A 21,742-nucleotide genomic window follows, 5' to 3' on the forward strand; every position below is an offset into this window, starting at 1 on the left:
CTAGAATGGCGGCAACCCCTTCGATCGTCGGAGTCCAATGCACAGCGTCACTATCAAAGGCCGGCGCGGCGTTGCCGCGAGCAAGAAAAGCAAGGCCGTCAACAAGAACAAACCGGGCAGACCGGGTGGGGCGACGAGCAACGGACGCGAGCAGATCCTCGATGCCGCCGAACTGCTGTTCGCCGAACGTGGCTACGCGGGGACCACGCTGCGCGAGGTGGCCGATGCGGCACATGTCACCCAGGCCTTGATCAACTACTACTTCGGTTCCAAATACGGCCTATTCGAAGAAGTCTTCCTGCGCCGGGGCCGCCGAATATCCGATCAACGCCTGGCGAACCTGCACGAATTGGAAAGGAATGGCGATTTCCGCGTGGAAACGATCGTTCGCGCCTTCCTGCTGCCCATACTCGAACTGCGCGACGACCCTTCGGGACGCGCTTTCATCCGTCTCCAGGCCCGGCTGCACACGGAGCCACCGGAGATTTCCTACAGCCTGCGCAACGAAGCCTACAACGCCTCCACCCAGGCCTTCGTCGAGGCCTTTCTCAAGGCGCTTCCGCATATCACGGAGCGCGAGGCCAACTGGCGCGTCACGCTGATGATCGGCGCCTACATGTACGCCTTCTCCGATACCCATCGACTGGAACAACTGGCCCCCGACAGTTGCAATCCGAATGATTCTGAAGAGGTCATGGAACAGATGACGGCTTTCGTCGCCGCCGGTATGCAGGCGCCCAGGCCGGGTTCCGGCTGAAGCAAAGGCGGTATCGTCGGCTTGAACGCGGATTCAAACCATAATGAGTCGATACCGGCCGGCGTAATCTGCCTCGCCAGGCTTACGGAACTTGCAATTTCGTCGACGGCAGGTCCGGACGAGAGTGTTGAGAAGCATCATCGTTCAGGCGTGAAATAGCCAATTCACTGGATTGGCTCACATGTTCGGCCATCAGCTCGGCGGCAGCTTCGGCATCGCCCGCTTCGATGGCCTTGAAAACGGCACGGTGGCGACGATAAACCTGCTTCGAGTAGGCGGCGTCATAGGCATAGCGCGAGCGCAGCGTAAAGGTCACCGCCAGTACCTGATGCGCGATGGTGAGCAGCATCTGGCTGCCGGCCGCGGCGGCGATCGCCTCGTGAAAGGCAAGGTCGGCCTGGGCCTGCTCCATTGGCGTGGCGCGGCGGTCGAGCCGGTGGTGGGCGTCCAACGCCCCGGCGATCGCCTCGAGCTGGGCCTGATTGCGGTTGACGGCGGCGCAGCGCGCGGCGTGGGATTCGAGTACGCGTCGCAGCGCATAGATCTGCTCGATGTCGCTGGAAGTGAATGAAGCCACGTAGGCGCCGCGGTTGTGGCTCAGGTTGACCAGTCCTTCGCCCTGGAGGATGAACAATGCCTCACGTACCGGGGTGCGACTGATTTCCAGCTCGGCGGCGAGGTTGCGTTCGCGGATCGGCTCGCCGGGCGGAAGCTCGCCGGTGAGGATGGCCTTGCGGATGACATGCGCGACCGCTTCGCTGCGACGAGAGGAGAGCGTGGCGTTACCCACATCCTGAGCGAATTCGATGTACAGCTTTTTCAACCGACTGTATGGCATCAATATAGCGCTGGCTTAACGTATCAATATGAGGTCGCTCCCGGTCGCGAAGATCTCGATGCAACGATTCTGATACGACGAACCCCGGCAGCGATACGCTGGCGGGGCCCGTCGAGATACGGCAATGCTTGGGAGCATGGGCCTAGCTTACTACACCCGAGCGCACGCCGTCGCCTCCGATGACGGGCTCGGGGGTGGTGCCCGTCTGTGCGCCGTTCGTTGGCAGGTCGTCGCCGCAGTTCGCTACGCCCCAATGGGCGGCATCGAGGCCGATCATCTCCGTCTCGGGCGAGACCCGTAGCTGCCCCAGCTTCTCGAGGATAAGACAGAGCACCAGCGCCGGGATCCCCGATACCGCCATGGTGGTCACGACGCCGACCAACTGCCACCACGGCGTGATCTGGGCATGCCCCAGCGCATACTCGCCTTCGAGACCGGGGTAGCCGCCCGTCGCGGTTCCCCAATGCACGAAACCGACCAGGATCGCGCCGATGGCACCGGGGCCGAGCGCCAACGGCACGACTTTCTGCTCGTCGATACCGAGACGATACATCAGCCTGGCGGTGGCGAGCGCGACCAGCGGGCCGAGCGCACCGAACAGCATCGACTGCAATGGCGTGCCGATGTCGAACAGGGTGCCACTCATTATTGCGCCGGCAATCGGACCGAGAAAGACCCAGCGCGGTTCACGCTGCAGGTAGCCGACGATCGCGCCGACAATGCCGCCGCTGAGCAGCGCGGCGAACAGGTTGATGAGAATCAGGCCGAGTCCGGTCTGGGTGAAGGAGATGCCATAGACTCCTTCGCCGGGGATGATGAAGGTCGAACCGATCGCGATGAACGGCAGCGCGAACAGAATGAACATCACGCCGGCGGCAACGAAGCCGTAATTGCTGGGAACGGGGCCGAGTCCGGCGGGATCCCGGCCGAACGCGCCGCGGCGCGGTCCCAGGCGCCAGGCCAGCACCAGCGACCAGGTACCGGCGAAGATATAGAGCGGGAAGACGCCTTCGAAATCGTGCACGCCGCGATTGGTCAGCGGCGACAGTGGCCCCCAGCACAGATAGCCGACCAGCGGCGAGAGCACGACGCCGACGACGAACGCCATGATATAGAGCGCCTTGGCCTTGATGCGCTCGATCGCACTGCTGTGAATCAGCGCCATGGTCGCCATCGCGAAGGTCACGAAGAAGACGAGAAAGACCTGCAGGACATCCGCCTCGGGCACCACCGCTGGATCGAGAAACATCGCCGGCGTGCTCGCCGCAGGACCGCCGATCCACCACGCCTGGAGCGCCGCGTAGAGCGCGTTGGGCACATCGAAGGCCTGATTGAACTGCCACTCCCACAGCCCGTAGCCGAACAGCATGGTACCGAAGCCACCGACCATCGCCGCCGTCAGCTTCTGCGCCCAGGTATCGAGTACGTTGCGCGCCCGCACCAGCCCCATGTCGATGAAACCGAGCCCCAGCACCACCAGCAGCACGCTGAGCGCACCGACCATGTAGATGAATGTCAGCAGGATATATTCGGTCGAGACTTGTTGTTGGAATATTTCCATCTTCGCTCCTCCTCCAGAGCGCACCGTGCTGCGTCCGCCAGGGATCGAAGCGCGGCAAACCGGGTTGTTGTTGTTGATGCCTTACGCTCTTGCGCTGTCACGCAACCGGCCCGGTAAGCGTGGCCAAGCCAATGAGCGCAATGAATGGTATACCATTCATTGCGGACTATGCGCCACAGAGCTAGTATTGAGCAACCAATAAAATGGTATACCATTAAAACCGAATGGTAGATGCCAAGGGGTCTCTGTAGCGCCGGCTCGAAACCTATCCAGAACGAGTCAGAGAGCGTCCGGATCAGAACCCATCGAGGTCGGTACAACGGCTTCGGAGCAAGATAACCACAACAGCTATCGACAACCTGAGCAGTCAAAATCACAACGAACAAGAGGAAAGACCATGCAACAGACCGCAACGCCGCAGGCGGCCGCGTCGTCTTCGGCCAAGGCCCGCTTCACGAGCCCATTCGACATCACCACGCCCGAAGGCGCCGAAGGCTGGCAGGAGCTCTATCCCTACTACGCGTTGATCAGCCCCGAGCGGCGTGAGATGGAAGACGAGAAACTGTGGTTCTTCGACGGCATGCACAGCCCGGCGCCGCTCTACCCCTTCGACACCATCATGACCGAGAACTGGTGGGTGGCGGCCAGCCAGATGTCCAACCGCGTCTGGCCGATCCCGCTGGCGCTCGGCATCGACCACCGCATCATCAACGGCTATCTCTACATCAGCCCCAACGCCGTCACCGACCCGGACGAGGTGGCCAAGCGCGCCGAGCACTTCAACGCCCGCGCTGGCCACTACTACGAGAACTGGGACACCATCTATGACGAGTGGGTGACCAAGGCGCGGGACTGCATCGAGCGCCTCAAGGTGATCGAGTTCAAGCCGCTGCCGGAGCTGGTGCCCGACGAGCAGGTGTTCGGCCATCGCGGCCTCTACTCCTCCCACGACCTGCTCACCGCCTACAACACCCTGATCCAGAACATGCTGGAGATGGGCTCCTACCACTTCGAGATGCTCAATCTCGGCTACGGCGCCTACCTCACCTTCCGCGAGTTCTGCCAGGAGGCCTTCCCCGGCATCAGCGACCAGACCATCACCCACATGGTCTCCGGCATCGACATCCTGCTGTTCCGCCCCGACGACGAGGTGCGCGGCCTGGCCGAGTTGGCGGTGGAGCTGGGCCTCGACGAGGTGGTGCTCGCCAACGAGTCGCCCGAGGTGATGCTCGCGGCCATCGGGGCCGCGCCCAACGGCGACAAGTGGCTGGCTGCCTATGAAGAGGCCCGCGAGCCCTGGTTCTGGTTCTCCACCGGCGTCGGCTACACCCACGAGGACCCGGTATGGATGAACGACCCGCGGCTGCCGTTCACGGCACTGCGTGGTTATATCAAGGCGTTGAAGAGCGGCGATGACATCCGCCGCCCGCTGGACGAGATTCTCGACAAGCGCACCCAGGTCACGGCGGAATATCGCGAGCTGCTGCCCACCGAGGATGATCGCGAAGCCTTCGACGGCCTGGTCGAACTGGCGCGCAAGGTCTACCCCTTCGTCGAGGATCACAACTTCTACGTCGAGCACTGGCACCACTCGCTGTTCTGGGAGAAGGTCCGCGAGCTGGGCGACCTGTTCGTTGCCCACAACTTCTTCGACGACCGCGAGGATGTCTTCTATCTCCATCGTCACGAGATCTACGACGCTCTCTACGACGTATTGATCGGCTGGGCGGTGGGCACGCCGCCGCGCGGCGAAGTCTACTGGCGGCCGCTGATTGCCCGCCGCAAGCAGATTCGCGACACCCTCTGCCGCTGGTCGCCGCCGCCCGCCCTGGGCGTGCCGCCGGAGACCATCACCGAACCGCTGACCATCATGCTGTGGGGCATCACGCCAGAGACGATCGATGAGTGGCTGGGGGTCGATGCGACGGCGGACGGCGAGTTGCGTGGTGTGGCCGCCTCGCCGGGCAAGGTCACCGGCCGCGCCCGGGTGATCACCGACTTCGCCCAGCTCTACGACATCGAAGACGGCGAGATCCTGGTCTGCCGCATCACCGCACCGAGCTGGGCACCGGTATTCCAGCGCGTGGCCGCGGCGGTCTCCGATGTCGGCGGCATGATGGCCCACACCGCGATCATCTCCCGCGAGTATGGCCTGCCCGCGGTGGTCGGCACCGGCTTCGCCACCACCAGCATCACCAACGGCGACCTGATCGAGGTCGATGGCAACGAAGGTATCGTGCGCGTACTCGACAAGGAGGCATAACAATGACTCAGGCTCCCTACATTCTGTGGCTCGACGACGCCTCGGCTCCCGGCAACGCGCTGCTCGGCGGCAAGTTCGCCAGCCTGGCGCACTCCACCGCCGCCGGCCTGGCGGTGCCGCCGGGCTTCGGCGTCACCACCGCCGCCTATCGTCACTTCATGACCGCCACCGGGCTGGCCGAAGAGGCGGCGCGCATCCGCGCGCGGGCGCCGCACATGGCGCTCAACGAGATCAAGGGCGAGACCGCCAGGCTGGTCGAAGGCATCAAGACGGCCCCGCTGCCGCCCGAACTCGATACGAAGATCCGCGAGAGCTACGCGGTGCTCGAGCGGCGCACCGGCGTCAGCGAGACGCCGGTGGCGGTGCGCTCCAGCGGTGAATCGGAGGATCTGGAAGGCGCCAGCTTCGCCGGCCAGTACGAGACCTACCTGTGGATCTGCGGCGTCGATGCCGTGATTCGCCATATCCGCGCCTGCTGGGCCGGAATGTTCGGCGACGCCGTGCTCTCCTACCGGGTGGATGGCGAGAACGCTGTGGCGGCGGGGGACTTCGGCATGTGCGTCGGCATCCAGCAGATGGTTCAGGCCCGCGCCGCCGGGGTGATGTTCACCCTCAACCCACTCAACGGCGACCGCTCCAAGGTGGTGATGGAAGCCTGCTGGGGGCTCGGCGAGGGCGTGGTCAAGGGCGACATCACCCCCGCCCAGTTCACCGTCGACAAGGTGACCCTGGAGATCCTCGACCGCAAGACGGTGGAGCAGACCGAGACCTACTGCTTCGACCCCGCGGCGGGCGAGGTGACGCTGATGCCGATGGCGGACGAGCGCTGCCGGAAGCCCTGCCTCGACGATGAGCAGGTGCTCGAGCTGGCGAAGCTCGCCAAGCAGATCGAGCGCCAGCGCGGCGCGCCCCAGGACATCGAGTGGGCGATCGGCGAGCGCGGCGAGCTGCGCGTGCTTCAGGTGCGCCCCGAGACGGTGTGGAGCCACCGCGAGACCAAGAGCCTGGTGGAAAAGGGCCAGTCGCCGGTCAACCGCGTGCTGGCCCGCTTCGCCGGGGTGAAGGTCGCGGCGAAAGCGGCCCAGGGAGAGTCACGGTGAAGGCGGCGGACTTTCTCTACCACCGCGCCGGTTCGGTGGCCGAGGCGGTGACGCTGCTCGACGAATACGCCGGCGAGGCGCGCCTGCTCGCCGGCGGCCAGAGCCTGATGCCGATGCTCAACATGCGGCTGTGGCGGCTGGGCGCGCTGATCGACGTCAACCAGGTGCCGGGGCTCGACGGCATCGAGGTCGAAGGCCAGGGCGATCTTGAAGCAACCCGGGTCGGCGCGCTGACCCGCTACGCCAGCCTGGAGCGCTCGCCGCTGGCGGCGAGCCGCCTGCCGCTGCTGGTCGAGATGGTGCGCCATATCGGCGATCGCCAGGTGCGCAATCGCGGCACCCTCGGCGGCAGCCTGGTGCAGGGGGACCCCACCGCCGAGATGCCGCTGGCCTGTCTGGTGCTCGACGCGCGGGTACGGGTGGAGAGCGGCCGGGGTGGCCGCGAGATCGCCATGGGCGAGTTCTATCACGGCTCCTACGCCGCCGCGTTGGAATTCGACGAGATGGTCACCGAGATCCGCTTTCCGCGCCATCCGCAACATTTCGCCTTCAGCGAGCTGACCCGCCGTCACGGCGACTTCTGCGTGCTCTCGGTGGCGGTCACCGGCGAATGCGACAGCGACGGCCGCTGGCACGATGTTCGCATCGGCCTTGGCGGCGTCAACGACATGCCGGTGCTGGCGGAGGCGGCGAGCGCGCGGCTGGCCGGCACTCGGCTGGCGGATGACGACATCCGCGAGGCCGCCGCGCTGACGCAAGAGGCCATCGACCCGCCCAGCGACATGCGCGCCACGGCGGAGTACCGGGCGCACCTCGTCCCCGTCCACGTACGGCGGGCCTTGCAGCAACTGTGCAGCAAAAACCGAGCAGCCGACCGGCGTTGAAGCGAGAGGACACAGATGAAATTCGAACAACACTTCCAGATCGCCGAGCCCATCGGCAAGGTCTGGGCGTTCTTCGAGCAGTTCGAGCAGGTGGCGAAGTGCATTCCCGGCGTCAAGCAGGCCGAACAGCTCGACGACGACAACGTGGCGGTCACCGTCACCCAGAAGCTGGGGCCGATGTCCGCCACCTTTGAGGCGCGGGTACACATCGTCGAGCGCGTGGCCGGCGAGCGCCTTGGCTTCACTTCCACCGGCAAGGCGGTGAAGGGCGCCATCGGCAACTTCCGCGCCTCCAACAGCGTGGAGCTGCACGAAGAGGGCGGCCGCACCCACGTCAGCGTCAGCGGCGAGGTGGCGTTGGCCGGGGCACTCGGCAGCGTGGGCCAGAAGGTGATCACCCGGCAAGCCGAGAAGGTCACCGCGGAGTTCACCCGCAATCTCGAACGGGCGCTCTCCGGCGAGGATATCGAGACGACCACGGCACCTGCCGCGCAGGCCCGCCGCCCGGCGGCCAGGACGCCAGCCACGGCGGCAGGAGGCGTGAGCGCCACGCCAGCGGCGGCGTCCGGCGAATTCTGGCCCAAGCTTTCGGCGGGGCTCAGCGCGGCGGCTTTAGTGGTTAGCCTGCTGGTGCTGTGGCAGGTGAGTTGAGGAGGCGGCAATGAGTTTCGAACGAACCCTGAACGAACAGGAAATCAGCCTGACCCTCAACGGCGAGCGCGTGCGCGCCTGGGCGCCGAGCCGCATGCACGCGGCGGATTTCCTGCGCCAGCGGCTGGGGCGCACCGGCACCCATGTCGGCTGCGAGCAGGGCGTGTGCGGCATGTGTACCGTGATGGTCGACGGCCAGGCGGTGAAATCCTGCCTGATGCTCGCCGCCCAGCTCGACGGTGCCGAGGTATGCACCGTGGAATCGCTGGCCGAGGAGAACGGCAACCTGAACGCTTTGCAGCAGGCGTTCAAGAAACACCACGGCTTGCAGTGCGGTTTCTGCACGCCGGGCTTTCTGATGCTGGCGACCAGCCTGGCGGCGCGGGGCGAGGCGATGAGTCGCGAGCAGATCCGCGACGAGGTCAGCGGGGTGCTGTGCCGCTGCACCGGCTACGAGGGCATCGTCCGCGCCGTCGAGGAGTATCTGAGCGTTCAACAAGCTGAAGGCTCTCGTTTTCGACAAGCTGAAGGCTCTCGACACGCCGAAGGCGCTCAACAGGCGATGGAGGCACAGTCATGAACGAGTTCGTGGAAGCCCCGGCCGCACCGAAGGAGGAGACCTGGCAGGAGGAGGGACTCAAGCGCCGCCTGATCGGCACCAGCGTGCCGCGCACCGAGGATGAGCGACTGCTGCGCGGCGACGGCCGCTTCACCGACGACGTGCAGTTCGCCCATCAGCTCGAAATGGCGGTGGGGCGCTGCCCCTTCCCCCACGCCCGCATCCTCTCCATCGATTTCTCCAAGGCGACGGCACTGGAAGGGGTCAAGCACATCCTCACCGGCGCGCAGGTGCGCGAGCTGAGCGATCCGCTCACCGTGCTGCGTCCGGTGCCCGGTGCGCCGCAGCTACCCTACTACGCGCTGGCCCAGGATAGGGCGACCTACGAGGGCCAGCCGGTGGTGAGCGTCGTCGCCACCAGTCGGGCGCTGGCCGAGGACGCGATCGAGCTGGTCGAGATCGAGTACGAGCCGCTGCCCCACGTCAGCGATGCCATCGAGGCGCTGGAGGAGGGCGCGCCGCTGCTGCATCCGCAGTCGCTGGATTCCAACCTGCTGGCGAGCAACAGCGACCGCGCCGGCGAGCCGGAGGCGCGCATCGAGGAGGCCGACGTGGTGATTCGCAGCCGAATGCGCATTGGCCGGGTCACGCCGCTGCCGATGGAGCCGCGCGGCGTGGTGGCGGTGTGGCGCCCCGGCGCACGGGAGCTCTCGATCCATACCTCCACCCAGGTGCCGCATCTGGTGCGCAAGCAGCTCGCCGAGTCGCTGCGCCTCGGCGAGGAGTGCATCCGCGTCTCGGCCTCGGACGTCGGCGGCGGCTTCGGCATGAAGCTCGGCGTCTATCCCGAGGACGTGCTGGCGAGCCTGCACGCCATGGCGCTGCGTCGCCCGGTGAAGTGGATCGAGGATCGCATGGAGCACTTCCGCGCCAGCACCCACGGGCGCGAGTCGATCCACGACTACTGCCTGGCGGCGGACGCCGAGGGGCGCTTCGTGGCGATGACCAACACCTACACCACCGACATCGGCGGCTGGAACTCGCCGTTCGGCTCGTCGCAGCTCTCCAGCGTGGTCTTCACCGGCCCCTACCGGGTGGCGGACGCCGCCGTGGAGCGCCGCGTGGCGATGACCAACAAGACCCCGGTGGGCGCCTACCGCGGCTACGGCCAGCCGGAGGTCAACTTCGCCCTCGAAGTGCTGGTCGACCGCCTGGCGCGCAGGCTCGGCAAGGACCCGCTGGCGCTGCGCGAGATGAACATGCTGCGCCCGGAGGACCTGCCCTGGACGGTACCCAGCGGCGCGGTCTACGACAGCGGCGACTACGTGAAGACGCTGCACATGGCCGCCGAGGCGGTGGACTACGCCGCGCACCGTGGCCGCCCGCGCACGCCGCGGGCCGACGGGCGCATCCTCGGCATCGGGCTCTCCGCCTTCGTCGAGCGCACCGGCTACGCCAGCGCGCGCTTCCTGGCCAATCGCGGCTCGAAGTTCGGCGCCCACGAGAGCGTCACCCTGCGCGCCAACCGCTCCGGCACCATCGACCTCTACACCGGCGTCTCCTCCATCGGCCAGAGCAGCGAGACCGCCTTCGCGCAGATCTGCGCCGAGGTGCTGGGGGTGGAGTTCGATGCCGTGCGGGTGCATAGCGGCGACACCGCCACTTCGCCGCTCAATACCGGCGCCTTCGCCTCGCGCACCCTGATCGCCGCGGCCGGCGCCCTGCGCGAGGCGGCGCTGCCGTTTCGCGACAAGACCCTGCGCCTCGGCGCCTGGGCGCTGGGCATCGAGCCTGGCGACGCGGTGATCGAGGGGCGCGAGGTGCGCCATCGCAGTGATGCCGACAAGCGCGTGGCGCTCGCCGACGTCTTCAGCCGCGCGATCCTCGGCCAGGGCATTCCCCACGACGAGACGCCGGGGCTGGAGACCTCCGCCCACTTCGAGCCGCCCAGCGCCGCCTTCTCTTTCGGCACCGCCGCCGCCGTGGTAGCGGTGGACCCGGAGACCGGCGAGTTCGAGGTCGAGCGCTTCGTGATGGTCCACGACTGCGGCGTGGCGGTGAATCCGATGATCGTCGAGGGGCAGGTGCGCGGCGCCCTGGTGCAGGGGCTGGGCGCGGCGCTGGGCGAGGAGCTGCGCTACGACGCCGTCACCGGGCAACTGCTCAGCGGCTCGATGCTCGACTACGCCGTGCCCCGCGCCGCCGACGTGCCGCCCATCGAGCTTTTGCACACCGAGGTGCCCTCGCCGGTGACCACCTTCGGCGTGCGCGGCGTCGGCGAGGTCGGCACCATTCCGCCCGGCGCGGCCATCGCCAATGCGATCTGCGATGCGCTGGCCGATCATGGCGTGGAACTGTCCGCATTGCCGGTGACGCCGGAGAGCGTGTGGCGCGCCCTGGAGGCGGCCAAGGCTGCGAAAAAGGGAGAAGCGGCATGAACCCGAGTATTCCCGGTCGTTATGCCGACCCAAGTTTCACCGCGCTGGAAGCGGGCGTTTTGGAGTGGCTCGACGGCTTCTATCAGCTCGAACACCTGCTCAATACCCGCGCCTGGGTGATCGAGCTGTGCCAGGGCAACGCCAGCGAGGCGCTCAGGTTCGCGGCGCTGAGCCACGACGCCGAGCGCTTCTTCCCCGGTGGGCCCTCCGATACTCCGGCCAACGGCTTCGACGATCCCGACTATCTGTTCGCTCACTCTACCCGCTCCGCCGACATCGTCGAGGCGTGGATGGCGGAGCAGGGGGCGGACGCGGCATTTCGCCGCCAGGTGCGGCGGCTGATTCTGCGTCACGAGATCGGCGGCGGCTGGGAGGCCGATATCCTCCAGGCCGCCGATGCGCTCTCCTTCCTGGAGGTGTTCGACTGGCTGGCGGTCGATTGGGTACGGCGCGGTGCCTACACCATCGAAAGCGCCAAGGAGAAGCTGTGCTGGAGCATGCAGCGCATCCGCCCGCCGCTGGCGCTGCACCGGGCGCTGCCGCTGTTCGAGGCGGCCACTCGCACCCTCGACGCCGCCTTCGATATCGAGATCGATCTCAAGGCGCGCCGGCAACAGGCCAGCAGCCGGTGTTTCCTGCTCGGGGAATCCAGCCATGGCATTGAGCAGGGCGGTGCCGCTTAGCAAGCGGTACCGGCGAGTTCCTGTATCGATACGATGCCGGGGGATCAGGTCATGAAGGAGAACGGGAAGAACCGGTGAATCGGCCGACCGGCCGCTGACAACGACTCGACGCTCGGCGCTGCAGATTCTAGAATAGCGTCATCGATAGCCATCTAACGATTCCGAGTGCATCGTCATGTTCGATGTACCGCCATCGCGCCTTCACCGGCAACGGTGAAGGCGCGGTGCTTTTACGCCGCCATCTCTCATCTCAAGAGTGTCCCTGCATGTCCCAACGTATCCCCGACGAGGCTCGACTGCCCGAACTGACGCTGCGTGGCGTCATTCTGGGTGCCGTCATCACGCTGCTGTTCACCGCCTCCAACGTTTATCTGGGCCTCAAGGTCGGGCTGACCTTCGCCTCGGCGATTCCCGCTGCGGTGATCTCGATGGCGGTGCTGCGCCGCGTGGCCGGCGCCAACAAGCTCGAGAACAACATGGTCCAGACCCAGGCGTCCGCCGCCGGTACGCTGTCGGCGATCATCTTCGTGCTGCCGGGGTTGTTGATGATCGGCTACTGGCAGGGCTTCCCGTTCTGGCAGACCACTGCGATCTGTGCCATCGGCGGCATTCTCGGCGTGCTCTATACCATTCCGCTGCGCCGGGTGATGGTGGTGCAGAGCGACCTGCCCTATCCGGAAGGCATCGCGGCGGCGGAAATCCTCGATGTCGGCAGCCGCGCGGCCGACGAGCCGGGGACGAGGGACTCACAACGGGGCAGCGAGCCCGGCGCCAGGGAGATCGCGCTCGGCGGTATCGTCGCCGCGGCCTTCTCGATCGCCAGCGGTGGCCTGCGCGTACTGGCGGACAGCATCAGCGTCTGGTTTTCGGCCGGGCGTGCCGCCTTCCAGCTCGCTACCGGATTCTCGCTGGCACTGGTCGGCGCGGGCTATCTGGTCGGTATCGTCGGCGGCCTGGCGATACTGATCGGTACATTGATCGCCTGGGGCGTGGCGGTGCCCTGGCTGACCAGCATCACGCCGCTGGAGGCGGGCCAGTCGCTGGCCGATGCCGGCATGGCGCTGTGGTCGGAGAAGGTGCGTTTCATCGGCGCCGGCACCATCGGTATCGCCGCCGTGTGGACCTTGGCGACGCTGTTCAAGCCGATGCTGATCGGCATTCGCACGTCGATCGGGGCCATGCGCGGCGAGCAGGGTGCCTTTCGTGACCAGGTGCGTACCGAACGCGACCTGCCGGCCGCCATTATCCTGGCGCTGACCGGCGTGTTGCTGGTACTGCTGACGCTGGTTTTCGCCGTGTTTCTGCACGGTGCGGCGCCGCAGCTGGCGGGAGCGGCGTTCTGGACGCTGACGCTGGGCAGCGTGCTGTTCGCGGGCATATTCGGCTTCTTGATCGCGGCCGCCTGCGGTTACATGGCTGGCCTGGTGGGCTCGTCGAGCAGCCCGATCTCGGGTATCGGCATCGTCGGGGTGATTCTGGTGTCGCTGCTGCTGCTCGGGTTCACCGCGCTCAGCGACGCCTTCGAGGCGTTGGATCCCGAGGTCGCGCGCATGCTGCCCACGGCCCTGGCGCTGTTCGTGACCTCGGTGATCCTGGCGGTGGCGGCGATCTCCAACGACAATCTGCAGGATCTCAAGACCGGCTACCTGGTCGGGGCGACGCCGTGGCGTCAGCAGGTGGCGCTGATCATCGGCTGTCTGGTCGGGGCGATGGTGATTCCGCCGGTGTTGTCGCTGCTCTACAACGCCTACGGTTTTGCCGGGGCGATGCCGCGCGAAGGCATGGACCCGGGGCAGGCGCTGGGGGCACCGCAGGCTTCGTTGATGACCGCCATCGTGCGCGGTGTGTTCGCCCATGATCTCGAGTGGGCCATGATCCTGATCGGCCTGGGCATCGGTGCTGCGCTGATCGTCGTCGACGAGCTGCTGCGCAAGCGCGGCGGCACGGCGCGGCTGCCGGTACTGGCCGTGGGCATCGGGATCTATCTGCCGCCGAGCATCAACATGCCGCTGGTGATCGGCGCGCTGCTCGGCTGGCTGATCGAACGCCGCTTGCGGGCTCGCGCTCGTGCTCGCGGAGAGGCGCTCGAGCGGGTTGCGGAACGTCCGCGTCGGCGCGGCGTGCTGCTCGCCTCCGGATTGATCGTCGGCGAGAGCCTGGTGGGAGTGCTGCTGGCGGGCATTATCGGCCTCAGCGGCGCACCCGCGCCACTGGCACTGGTCGGCGCCGGTTTCGCCGATGTGGCGAAGTGGCTGGGGCTGGTCGTGTTCGTGCTCGTCTGCGTCGGCTTCTACCGCCGGGTGCTGGGCTCTTCCGCGAACTGAGCGTACGACATGAGCGCACTACAACAGCGGTGACGAGTTGGGCAGTGCCGCGGGTGTGGTGGCGAAACCGCCGATGGCGACCTCGACTTCGAACAGGGCGCCGGCCTGGGGTTCGTCTTCACGCCCCACGGCCGCCGAAGTGACGAACAGGCGATCGAGATCGTCGCCGCCGAAGGCGCAGGAGGTGGGGCGCGACACCGGTAACGCCACCTCGCGGTCGAGCGAGCCGTCGGGATGGAAACGGGCGACCCGGGCGCCGTCCCATAGCGCGACCCACAGCCCGCCTTCGCGGTCGCAGGTCATGCCGTCGGGATGGCCGGCGCCGGGGGCGAGACGAATGTGCTCGCGCTTGTTGGAGAGTTCGCCGTCGTCGTCGAGGTCGAAGGCGAACACAGTCTGGCGCGCGCTGTCGTTATGGTAGAGTGTGCGACCGTCGGGAGAGATCGCGGGGCCGTTGGTGACGTGATACTCGCTGTCCATCTCGACCAGGCCGCGGCTGTCCAGGCGATAAAGGTAGCCTCGACCGTGGGACTCGGCGGCGTCCATCGAGCCGAACCAGAGGCGCCCCTGGGCATCGCTCTTGCCGTCGTTGAGCCGGTCGCCGTCGGGTAGCCAGGCGATCGGCGTGAGGCGCTTGCCGGGCCTTGGCCCGTGCTCGTCGAGGGAGAGTTCGACCACGCCCGAGCGCAGGCCGGCGACGAAGCCGCCGCCTTCGCGGGGCAGCAACCAGCAGCACGCTTCGTCGAGATCCCAGCTCCGGCGGTCGTCGTCCTGCGGACGCCAGGCGTGCAGCCTGGCCTGCAGGATATCGACGAACAGCAGTGCCTGGTGCTGCTCCGACCAGATGGGGCCCTCGCCGAGCGTGGCGCGAACCTCCCAGATGGCAACGGCTTCCTTGGACATGGTTATCTCCTGATGACTGGCGACAAGCAAAGCGGGGTCGACATCATCATAGCGTCGCCAGCGATGAGGTGAATGGATTATCCGCAGTAAGGATCAAACAGCGATGAAGCGTATCGAGGTGTCCGCGTGAAGTGTGTCGTGTCGCAGCCGAACCACTGCCTGAGCCTGGCGCTGGCGCAGATCGCGGCGTCGCGCGGCGACATCGTCCATGCGCTTGCCGCGACGCCATTGGATCGGGAAACCCTGGCGGCACAGGCGCCGGATGCGGTGATCGTGCCGCCGCTGTCGGATCCGGCCCGGGTCGAGCCGGCGGTGGTCTACGCCCACTGCGATCAGGTCGAGGCGCTGCTGGAAATCTGTCAGGCGCAGCGGGTTCCGCTGATCTGGTGCGTCTCGGACACGCTGTTCGAGGATGGCGCGGACGGGCCGATCGACGAGGACGTGATGCCGGCGCCACGCGACGAGACGCTGCGGCGCCTGGTCGCCGCCGGCGAACGGGTGCGTCGCCATCCGTCCCATCTGGTGCTGCGGCTCGGTCCGCTGTTCGGGATCGAAGGCGAAGATGCCTGGCTGGGGCCGTTGATCGACGCCCTGATGCGCGGCGAAACGGTGCGCGCGGCACAGGATCTGGTGCTGTGTCCGACCTCGGTGATGGCCGTGGCCCGGGCGCTGACGGGGATGCTGCTGCAACTCGATAGCGGCGCCGAGGCCTGGGGCACCTATCATCTCTCCGGCATCGAGCCGGTCAGCGCCTACACCTTCACCTCGGTCGTGCGTACCCAGCTGGCGACGCGCCTGGAAGGCGCCGGCCAGAGGTGCGAACTGGGCGAGCTGCAGGCGCTCAATCAGCATCACGACACGCCGTTGCGGCGGGTACTCAACTGCCGCCGCTTGCTGGATGTGTTCGGTATCCATCAGAAATCGTGGCGGATAGAGCTGGGGCTGATGCTGGATACCTGGTGTCAGCAGCACTATCCCGGTCATGACGATATGAACAGCGGCAGTAATGAGGAAGCGGCCGACGCATGAAAGTCCTTCGCAGTCTGATCTTCTATGTCGGTTATTTCCTGGCGATTCTGGTTTCCGGTGTGCTGATGCTGCCACTGGGGATGGCGATGCCGTTGCGCTCGCGCTTTCGTCTGTTCAATTGCCATAACCGCTTCATCATGTGCTGGCTGTCGCTGACCTGCGGGATCCGGTACCGCGTGCAGGGACGCGAGCGCGTTCCTCCTGGGCCCTGCGTGGTGCTGGCCAACCACCAGAGCGAGTGGGAGACGATCTACCTGCAACTGCTCAAGACGCCGATCTGCACCGTGCTCAAGAAGGAGCTGCTCAGCATTCCGCTGTTCGGCTGGGGCGTACGCCTGTTGAAGCCGATCCCGCTGGACCGTTCGAGACCCACCAACGCCATGCGTCAGGTATTGTCCCATGGCAAGCAGCGTCTGGACGAGGGACTGTCGGTGCTGATCTTTCCCGAAGGGACGCGGGTGCCGCCCGGTCAGCGCCGCCGTTTCAACAAGAGCGGGGTGGTGATCGCCTGCCGTGCGGGCGTGCCCGTGCTGCCGGTGGCGCACAATGCCGGGGAGCGCTGGGGGCGTCACTGGGTCAAGCAGCCCGGCGTGCTCAACGTGGTGGTCGGCGAGCCGGTCGCGACGCTCGGTCGCAAGCCGGAAGAGGTGCTGGCGGAGATCGAACAGTGGATCGAACATACCCTCGGCGAGATCTCCGAAGTGCCACGGCCGCCCTTGCCGGAGAAGGCGACGCCCGCCGAACTACCGTCCTAGGGAAACTTCCAGGCGATTTTTCAACGCAACAGGCGCCCCGCGGGGCGCCTGTTGCGTTTCGGTGCGACGGCTTCAGCGCTCAGTCATCGAAGCGGTCGAGCACCAGACAGGCGTTGGTACCGCCGAAGCCGAAGCTGTTCGACAGCACGCGCTTGACGTCGACGTCGTCGCGACGCTGGCGGACGATGTCGAAGCCGCTGGCCTGCTCATCGAGATTATCGATGTTGGCCGAAGCACACAGGAAGCGATGCTGAATCATCAGCAGCGAGTAGATCGCCTCCTGCACGCCGGTGGCGCCCAGCGAGTGACCGGTCAGCGACTTGGTCGAACTCATCGCCGGCGTGCTGTCACCGAAGACCTCACGGATCGCCTTGAGCTCGGCGACGTCGCCTACCGGCGTCGAGGTGCCGTGGGTATTGATATAGTCGACATTGCCTTCCAGGCCCTGCAATGCCTGACGCATGCAGCGCGCCGCGCCCTCGCCGGACGGTGCGACCATGTCGTAACCGTCGGAGGTGGCGCCGTAGCCGGTGATCTCGGCGTAGATCTTGGCACCGCGTGCCTTGGCGTGTTCGAGCTCCTCGATCACCAGCATGCCGCCGCCACCGGCGATGATGAAGCCGTCACGATCCACGTCGTAGGGGCGCGAGGCCTTTTCCGGCGTATCGTTGTAGCGGGTGGTCAGGGCGCCCATGGCATCGAACAGGCAGGAGAGCGTCCAGTGCTCTTCCTCGCCGCCGCCGGCAAACACCACATCCTGCTTGCCAAGCTGAATCTGCTCGATGGCGCTGCCGATGCAGTGGGCCGAGGTGGCGCAGGCGGAGGAGATGGAGTAGTTGACGCCCTTTATCTGGAACGGCGTCGCCAGACACGCGGAGACCGTACTGCCCATGGTGCGGGTCACGCGATAGGGGCCGACGCGGCGCAGGCCTTTTTCGCGCATCACATCGGCGGCCTCGACCTGGTTGGCGCTGGAGGCGCCGCCGGAGCCGGCGATCAGGCCGGTGCGCGGATTGGAGATATCGCTGGCCTCGAGCCCGGCATCGTCGATCGCCTGCTGCATGGCGATGTAGGCATAGGCTGCCGCATCGCCCATGAAGCGCAGCTGCTTGCGATCGACCAGGGATTCGATATCGATATCGACAACACCGGCGACCTGGCTGCGGAAACCGAGCTCGGCGTATTCCGGCTTGTAGCGAATGCCAGAGCGTCCCTGGCGCAGAGAGTCGAGCACCTGTTGGGCATCGTTGCCCAGGCACGAAACGATACCCAGGCCGGTGACTACCACTCGTTTCATGGAAGCCTCCCGCTCAGAAGTTCTCAGTATTGGTGAACAGGCCGACACGCAAGTCCTTGGCCTGATAGATGTCATGGCCATCGACCGACAGCGTGCCGTCGGCGATACCCAGGATTAGCCGCCGGGTGATCACGCGCTTGATTTCGATATGGTACGAAACCCGGCCAGCGTCCGGCAGAATCTGGCCGGAGAACTTGACCTCGCCGCAACCCAGCGCGCGACCGCGACCGGGATTTCCCAGCCAGCCGAGATGGAAACCGACCAGTTGCCACATGGCGTCCAGGCCGAGGCAGCCGGGCATCACCGGGTCGCCAGGGAAATGACACTGGAAGAACCACAGGTCCGGATGGATATCCAGCTCGGCGATGATTTCGCCCTTGTTGTATTTGCCGCCGTCCTCGTTGATTTGCGTGATGCGATCGAGCATCAGCATGTTGGGAGCGGGGAGTTGAGCGTTACCGGGGCCGAACAGTTCCCCCCGGCTGCATTTCAGCAGATCGTCGTGGCTGAAAGAGTGCTGTCTGGTCACTAGATCGTTCCGAGAATCGAAAAAGAGTGTGCCTCATGGACTGCAAGGCGCGGCCAGTCTAATGGCTGCGGGCAGCGAATGCACGTGGGCTCAAGCCTAGTCGTGCGTCATCGGGGGTGCAATCACCGCGGCAGGGCGTGCCATCAACGGCTTACCGCACTGCGGGTCGACCCCCCAGGCTTGCCCTGGAGAATGTCGACGGGGCATGATGCGAGATGGGAACGAGGTGAACTCGACCTCCGGTCGAACCAACATAATGACGATAAACGACAATCTATGTGGCCTTCTTTTTCGCTGAATCGACCGCTGATCTGGTTGGGGCTGGCAGCGCTTGCCGCTGCAAGCCTGTTGCCGCTGCTGACTCTGCGGCTGGTGGCACTGGTCATCGTGGCGATCGGTATGATCGACGGCTGGCGCCAGATACGGCTCGAACACCAGCGACGACGGCTGAGCGAACAGGCGCTCGAGCTTTCCCAGGATGGCATGATGATCACCGACGCCGGCAATCGCATCCTCACCGTCAATCCCGCTTTTACCCAGATCACCGGCTATACCCTGGACGAGATCGCGGGGCTCGATCCCTCGGCGTTCTCCGCGGGCCGCCATGACAAGGCATTCTACGATCGCTACTGGCAGACGCTGCAGGCCACCGGCCGCTGGGAAGGCGAGATCTGGAATCAGCGCAAGCACGGCGATCAATATCCCGAATGGCTTCGGGTCCAGGCTTGCCATGACGACAAGGGGCGCGTCTCCCACTATGTCGGCCTGTTCACCGACATCAGCCGCCACAAGGCGCGTGAGCGGGACCTGCGCCGTATCGGCTTCGAGGATCCGCTGACCGGCCTGCCCAATCGCCGCCGTTTGCATGATCTGCTGGCCTCGCGCCTGCGTCATCTGCGCGCGGGAGAAGGGCTCGATCTGGCGCTGATCGATATCGACGGCTTCAAGGCGATCAACGACGGCCTCGGCGTCGACAGCGGCGATCGGCTGCTGGCCCGCTTCGGGCAACGCCTGGCGGCGCAGGTCGCCGGGGGGATCGTCGGTCGCCTGGGCGGCGACGAATTCATGGTGATTCGTACCACCACGTTCGACGATCACGAGAAATGGGTCGCCAGCCTGCGCCAGCACCTGAGCGAGCCGTTCGAGATCGACGGCAACTCGCTGCGCCTGGGACTCACCATCGGCAGTTGCCGCGCCCCCGAGGACGGCAACGATTCCGGCGTGCTGTTCCAGCGCCTGGAGTCCGCGCTCTACAGTGCCAAGCGCCACGGGCGCAATCACGATCGGCGTTTCCGGCCCTCGCTCGAGGTCGAGAATGATCGCCAGCTGGCGGTTATCAACGAGCTGCGACAGGCTCTGGCTCAAGGCTCGCAGCTCGAAGTCTACTATCAGACCCAGCATCGCCTCGACGACGGCGAGTTGATCGGCATGGAAGCGTTGCTGCGCTGGCACCATCCCGAGCAGGGCCTGATTCTACCCAACGAGTTCATTCCCCTGGCGGAGCGCCATGGGTTGATGCCGGCGCTCGGTAACTGGGTGATCGGTCAGGTCGTGGCGCAAATCTCGATCTGGCGGGCTCAGGGGCTGACGGCCGTACCGGTCTGGGTCAATATCTCGGCATTGCAACTGATCCAGGGCGACCTCGAAGCGAGCCTGCTTTCGACATTGAGACAATATCGGGTGCCGGCCCAGTTTCTCGGCCTGGAATTGACCGAGTCGGTGCTGCTCGACGAGCGCGCCGGCGATATCTCGCCACGCCTCGAAGCGCTGCGCCGCGAGGGGCTACAGATCGCGATCGACGACTTCGGCACCGGTTACTCGTCGATGGCCTACTTGAAACGCCTGCCGATCGATAAGCTCAAGCTCGACCGTGAATTCATCCGCGCCTTGCCCCATGACCACGCCGATGCCGCCATCACCTCCGCGGTGCTGGCGATGGCCCAGGGTTTGCATCTGGACGTCATTGCCGAGGGCGTGGAAACCGCCGAGCAGCGTGATTTCCTGTTGGCCAGAGGTTGTCGCCACGTCCAGGGCTATCTCTACGCGAGGCCACAGCCGGCCAGCGCGGTGGAATCCCGCCTGCGCCAGGCGACGGCTACCGTTTACCCCTGATCCGCGGCGTGCTTTCCGCGTCGCCGGGATGCCGTGTCAGCCCCCGTCGACGATCGAACGCAGGCGACCCACCGCCTGCCCCAGGTCCTCTCCCAGCAGGACAACGCTCGTGTTCTCGAAGTCGCCGGCGCGAATCCGCGCAATCGGCCCCGCCAGACAGACCGGTACCTCGGCCTGCTCGGCGAGCCGCGGCAGTTGGCGCCGAACGACCTCGCCCCGCTCGGCCTGACCGCTGGCCAGCAACAGTGCCTTCGCGCCGAGGCAGTCGATGGCCATGGGAAATTCACCCAGTGGCAACTCACCATCGATCAGTTGAACGCGATAACCCGCTGCGGAAGCCGCCAAGCCCATCAATAGCGCCCAGAAACCGCTCGAGTCCTCGGGCAGCCGCGCCACCACAAGTTCGCGGGCGTTGCTCGATTGATTGGCATGGTAAATGCGGGTGCCGATGCGCGTGCGCAGAAAGGTTTCGAGCAGTCGCCGCTGCAGTGTGGCTCCGAACTGGTCGCTCCAACGCTCCTCGAGCTGTTCGATCGCCGGTTGCCACAGTTCTGCAATGCACAGGCTCACCGGATAGAGTGCCAGGCTCTGATTGAACAGCGCTTCGAGACGCCCCATGTCGAGCGAATCGACGGCGTGAACCAGGTGTTGACGTTGACTATCCCAATCGCCTACCTGGGGGGGCGATGTCTCGGCGGCTTGCGGCTGATCGAGCAGCTCGCGCACCTGGCTGACCGGCACGCCCCGATTCAGCCACTGCAGGATGCGCTCGACGCGCTCGATGTCATCGCGGGCATAGAGTCGGTGCCCCTTGGGAGTACGCTGTGGCCTGATCAGCCCATAGCGGCGCTCCCAGGCGCGCAGCGTGACGGAATTGACCCCGGTCAGGCGCGAGACCTCGCGGATCGGGTAGAGCGGCGCGGCACTCGAATCCAACACCTTGTAAGTCATGCATCCTCCTGCAACGCCTTTGCGCCGTCCCGCCGAAGCGGAGAGATAACGACGGCAATCACCCCAGCCGACAATCCATGGCGCTTCGGCATCGCGTGACGGCTCGGC

At 65.9% G+C, this 21,742-nt stretch carries 18 protein-coding genes; 12 read left to right on the plus strand and 6 right to left on the minus strand.

The genetic code is table 11. The features are described from left to right. Positions 1-37 precede the first annotated feature (37 nt). Positions 38-757: a TetR/AcrR family transcriptional regulator gene (locus tag DOM57_RS07125; RefSeq protein WP_110648531.1), complete on the plus strand. Its 720-nt coding sequence runs from the start codon at positions 38-40 to the stop codon at positions 755-757. Between the two features lie 82 nt (positions 758-839). On the opposite strand, the gene DOM57_RS07130 is transcribed toward DOM57_RS07125, so the two are convergent. Beyond that, complete coding sequence (locus DOM57_RS07130; RefSeq protein WP_110648532.1) at positions 840-1,595, minus strand: GntR family transcriptional regulator; 756 nt, start codon at positions 1,593-1,595, stop codon at positions 840-842. A 142-nt stretch (positions 1,596-1,737) separates the two neighbouring features. Further along, positions 1,738-3,156, minus strand: a complete 1,419-nt coding sequence (locus DOM57_RS07135; RefSeq protein WP_204352891.1) for an ammonium transporter family protein — start codon at positions 3,154-3,156, stop codon at positions 1,738-1,740. Positions 3,157-3,553: 397 nt separating this feature from the next. Here DOM57_RS07135 and DOM57_RS07140 point away from each other — a divergent pair, with 397 nt between their 5' ends. From DOM57_RS07140 to DOM57_RS07175, 8 genes are all read left to right on the plus strand, one after another. Beyond that, positions 3,554-5,419, plus strand: coding sequence for a PEP-utilizing enzyme (locus DOM57_RS07140; protein WP_110648533.1), 1,866 nt, complete (start codon positions 3,554-3,556; stop codon positions 5,417-5,419). Positions 5,420-5,421: 2 nt separating this feature from the next. Next, a complete protein-coding gene (locus DOM57_RS07145; protein ID WP_110648534.1) occupies positions 5,422-6,519 on the plus strand; it encodes a PEP/pyruvate-binding domain-containing protein in 1,098 nt (365 codons plus the stop codon). Continuing rightward, a complete protein-coding gene (locus DOM57_RS07150) occupies positions 6,516-7,403 on the plus strand; it encodes an FAD binding domain-containing protein (protein ID WP_110648535.1) in 888 nt (295 codons plus the stop codon). The genes DOM57_RS07145 and DOM57_RS07150 overlap by 4 nt, the downstream gene beginning before the upstream one ends. Before the next feature lie 15 nt (positions 7,404-7,418). Next, complete coding sequence (locus DOM57_RS07155) at positions 7,419-8,054, plus strand: SRPBCC family protein (protein ID WP_110648536.1); 636 nt, start codon at positions 7,419-7,421, stop codon at positions 8,052-8,054. A gap of 10 nt (positions 8,055-8,064) precedes the next feature. Further along, the gene (locus DOM57_RS07160) at positions 8,065-8,634 is read left to right on the plus strand and encodes a (2Fe-2S)-binding protein (protein WP_110648537.1); all 570 of its coding nucleotides are present in this window, start codon (positions 8,065-8,067) and stop codon (positions 8,632-8,634) included. Further along, on the plus strand, positions 8,631-11,051 hold the full coding sequence (locus DOM57_RS07165; RefSeq protein ID WP_110648538.1) for a xanthine dehydrogenase family protein molybdopterin-binding subunit: 2,421 nt from the start codon (positions 8,631-8,633) through the stop codon (positions 11,049-11,051). Before DOM57_RS07160 ends, DOM57_RS07165 begins: the two co-directional genes overlap by 4 nt. Beyond that, positions 11,048-11,734: a hypothetical protein gene (locus DOM57_RS07170; protein WP_110648539.1), complete on the plus strand. Its 687-nt coding sequence runs from the start codon at positions 11,048-11,050 to the stop codon at positions 11,732-11,734. Before DOM57_RS07165 ends, DOM57_RS07170 begins: the two co-directional genes overlap by 4 nt. Before the next feature lie 266 nt (positions 11,735-12,000). Beyond that, positions 12,001-14,058, plus strand: coding sequence for an OPT family oligopeptide transporter (locus tag DOM57_RS07175; RefSeq protein ID WP_110648540.1), 2,058 nt, complete (start codon positions 12,001-12,003; stop codon positions 14,056-14,058). A gap of 18 nt (positions 14,059-14,076) precedes the next feature. Here the strand turns inward: DOM57_RS07175 and DOM57_RS07180 are convergent, their stop codons facing one another. Continuing rightward, positions 14,077-14,961 (minus strand): SMP-30/gluconolactonase/LRE family protein, encoded by an 885-nt coding sequence (locus tag DOM57_RS07180; RefSeq protein ID WP_110648541.1) that lies wholly within the window; start codon positions 14,959-14,961, stop codon positions 14,077-14,079. A 126-nt stretch (positions 14,962-15,087) separates the two neighbouring features. Here DOM57_RS07180 and DOM57_RS07185 point away from each other — a divergent pair, with 126 nt between their 5' ends. Both DOM57_RS07185 and DOM57_RS07190 read left to right on the plus strand, forming a co-directional pair. Next, positions 15,088-15,990, plus strand: a complete 903-nt coding sequence (locus DOM57_RS07185; protein WP_239496144.1) for a sugar nucleotide-binding protein — start codon at positions 15,088-15,090, stop codon at positions 15,988-15,990. Beyond that, positions 15,987-16,745 (plus strand): lysophospholipid acyltransferase family protein, encoded by a 759-nt coding sequence (locus tag DOM57_RS07190; RefSeq protein ID WP_110648542.1) that lies wholly within the window; start codon positions 15,987-15,989, stop codon positions 16,743-16,745. The genes DOM57_RS07185 and DOM57_RS07190 overlap by 4 nt, the downstream gene beginning before the upstream one ends. A 79-nt stretch (positions 16,746-16,824) precedes the next feature. On the opposite strand, the gene fabB is transcribed toward DOM57_RS07190, so the two are convergent. Both fabB and fabA read right to left on the minus strand, forming a co-directional pair. After that, entirely contained in the window at positions 16,825-18,042 is a 1,218-nt protein-coding gene (gene fabB / locus DOM57_RS07195) for a beta-ketoacyl-ACP synthase I (RefSeq protein WP_110648543.1), read from the minus strand. A 13-nt stretch (positions 18,043-18,055) separates the two neighbouring features. Continuing rightward, positions 18,056-18,571: a 3-hydroxyacyl-[acyl-carrier-protein] dehydratase FabA gene (fabA, locus tag DOM57_RS07200; RefSeq protein ID WP_110648544.1), complete on the minus strand. Its 516-nt coding sequence runs from the start codon at positions 18,569-18,571 to the stop codon at positions 18,056-18,058. A 276-nt stretch (positions 18,572-18,847) separates the two neighbouring features. On the opposite strand from fabA, the gene DOM57_RS07205 reads away from it, so the two are divergent. Continuing rightward, on the plus strand, positions 18,848-20,683 hold the full coding sequence (locus tag DOM57_RS07205) for a putative bifunctional diguanylate cyclase/phosphodiesterase (protein WP_110648545.1): 1,836 nt from the start codon (positions 18,848-18,850) through the stop codon (positions 20,681-20,683). Positions 20,684-20,719: 36 nt separating this feature from the next. On the opposite strand, the gene DOM57_RS07210 is transcribed toward DOM57_RS07205, so the two are convergent. Further along, positions 20,720-21,634, minus strand: coding sequence for a MerR family transcriptional regulator (locus tag DOM57_RS07210; RefSeq protein ID WP_110648546.1), 915 nt, complete (start codon positions 21,632-21,634; stop codon positions 20,720-20,722). Positions 21,635-21,742: the final 108 nt, after the last annotated feature.

This window comes from Salinicola peritrichatus (assembly GCF_003206715.1).
GTDB classification, from domain to species: domain Bacteria; phylum Pseudomonadota; class Gammaproteobacteria; order Pseudomonadales; family Halomonadaceae; genus Salinicola; species Salinicola peritrichatus.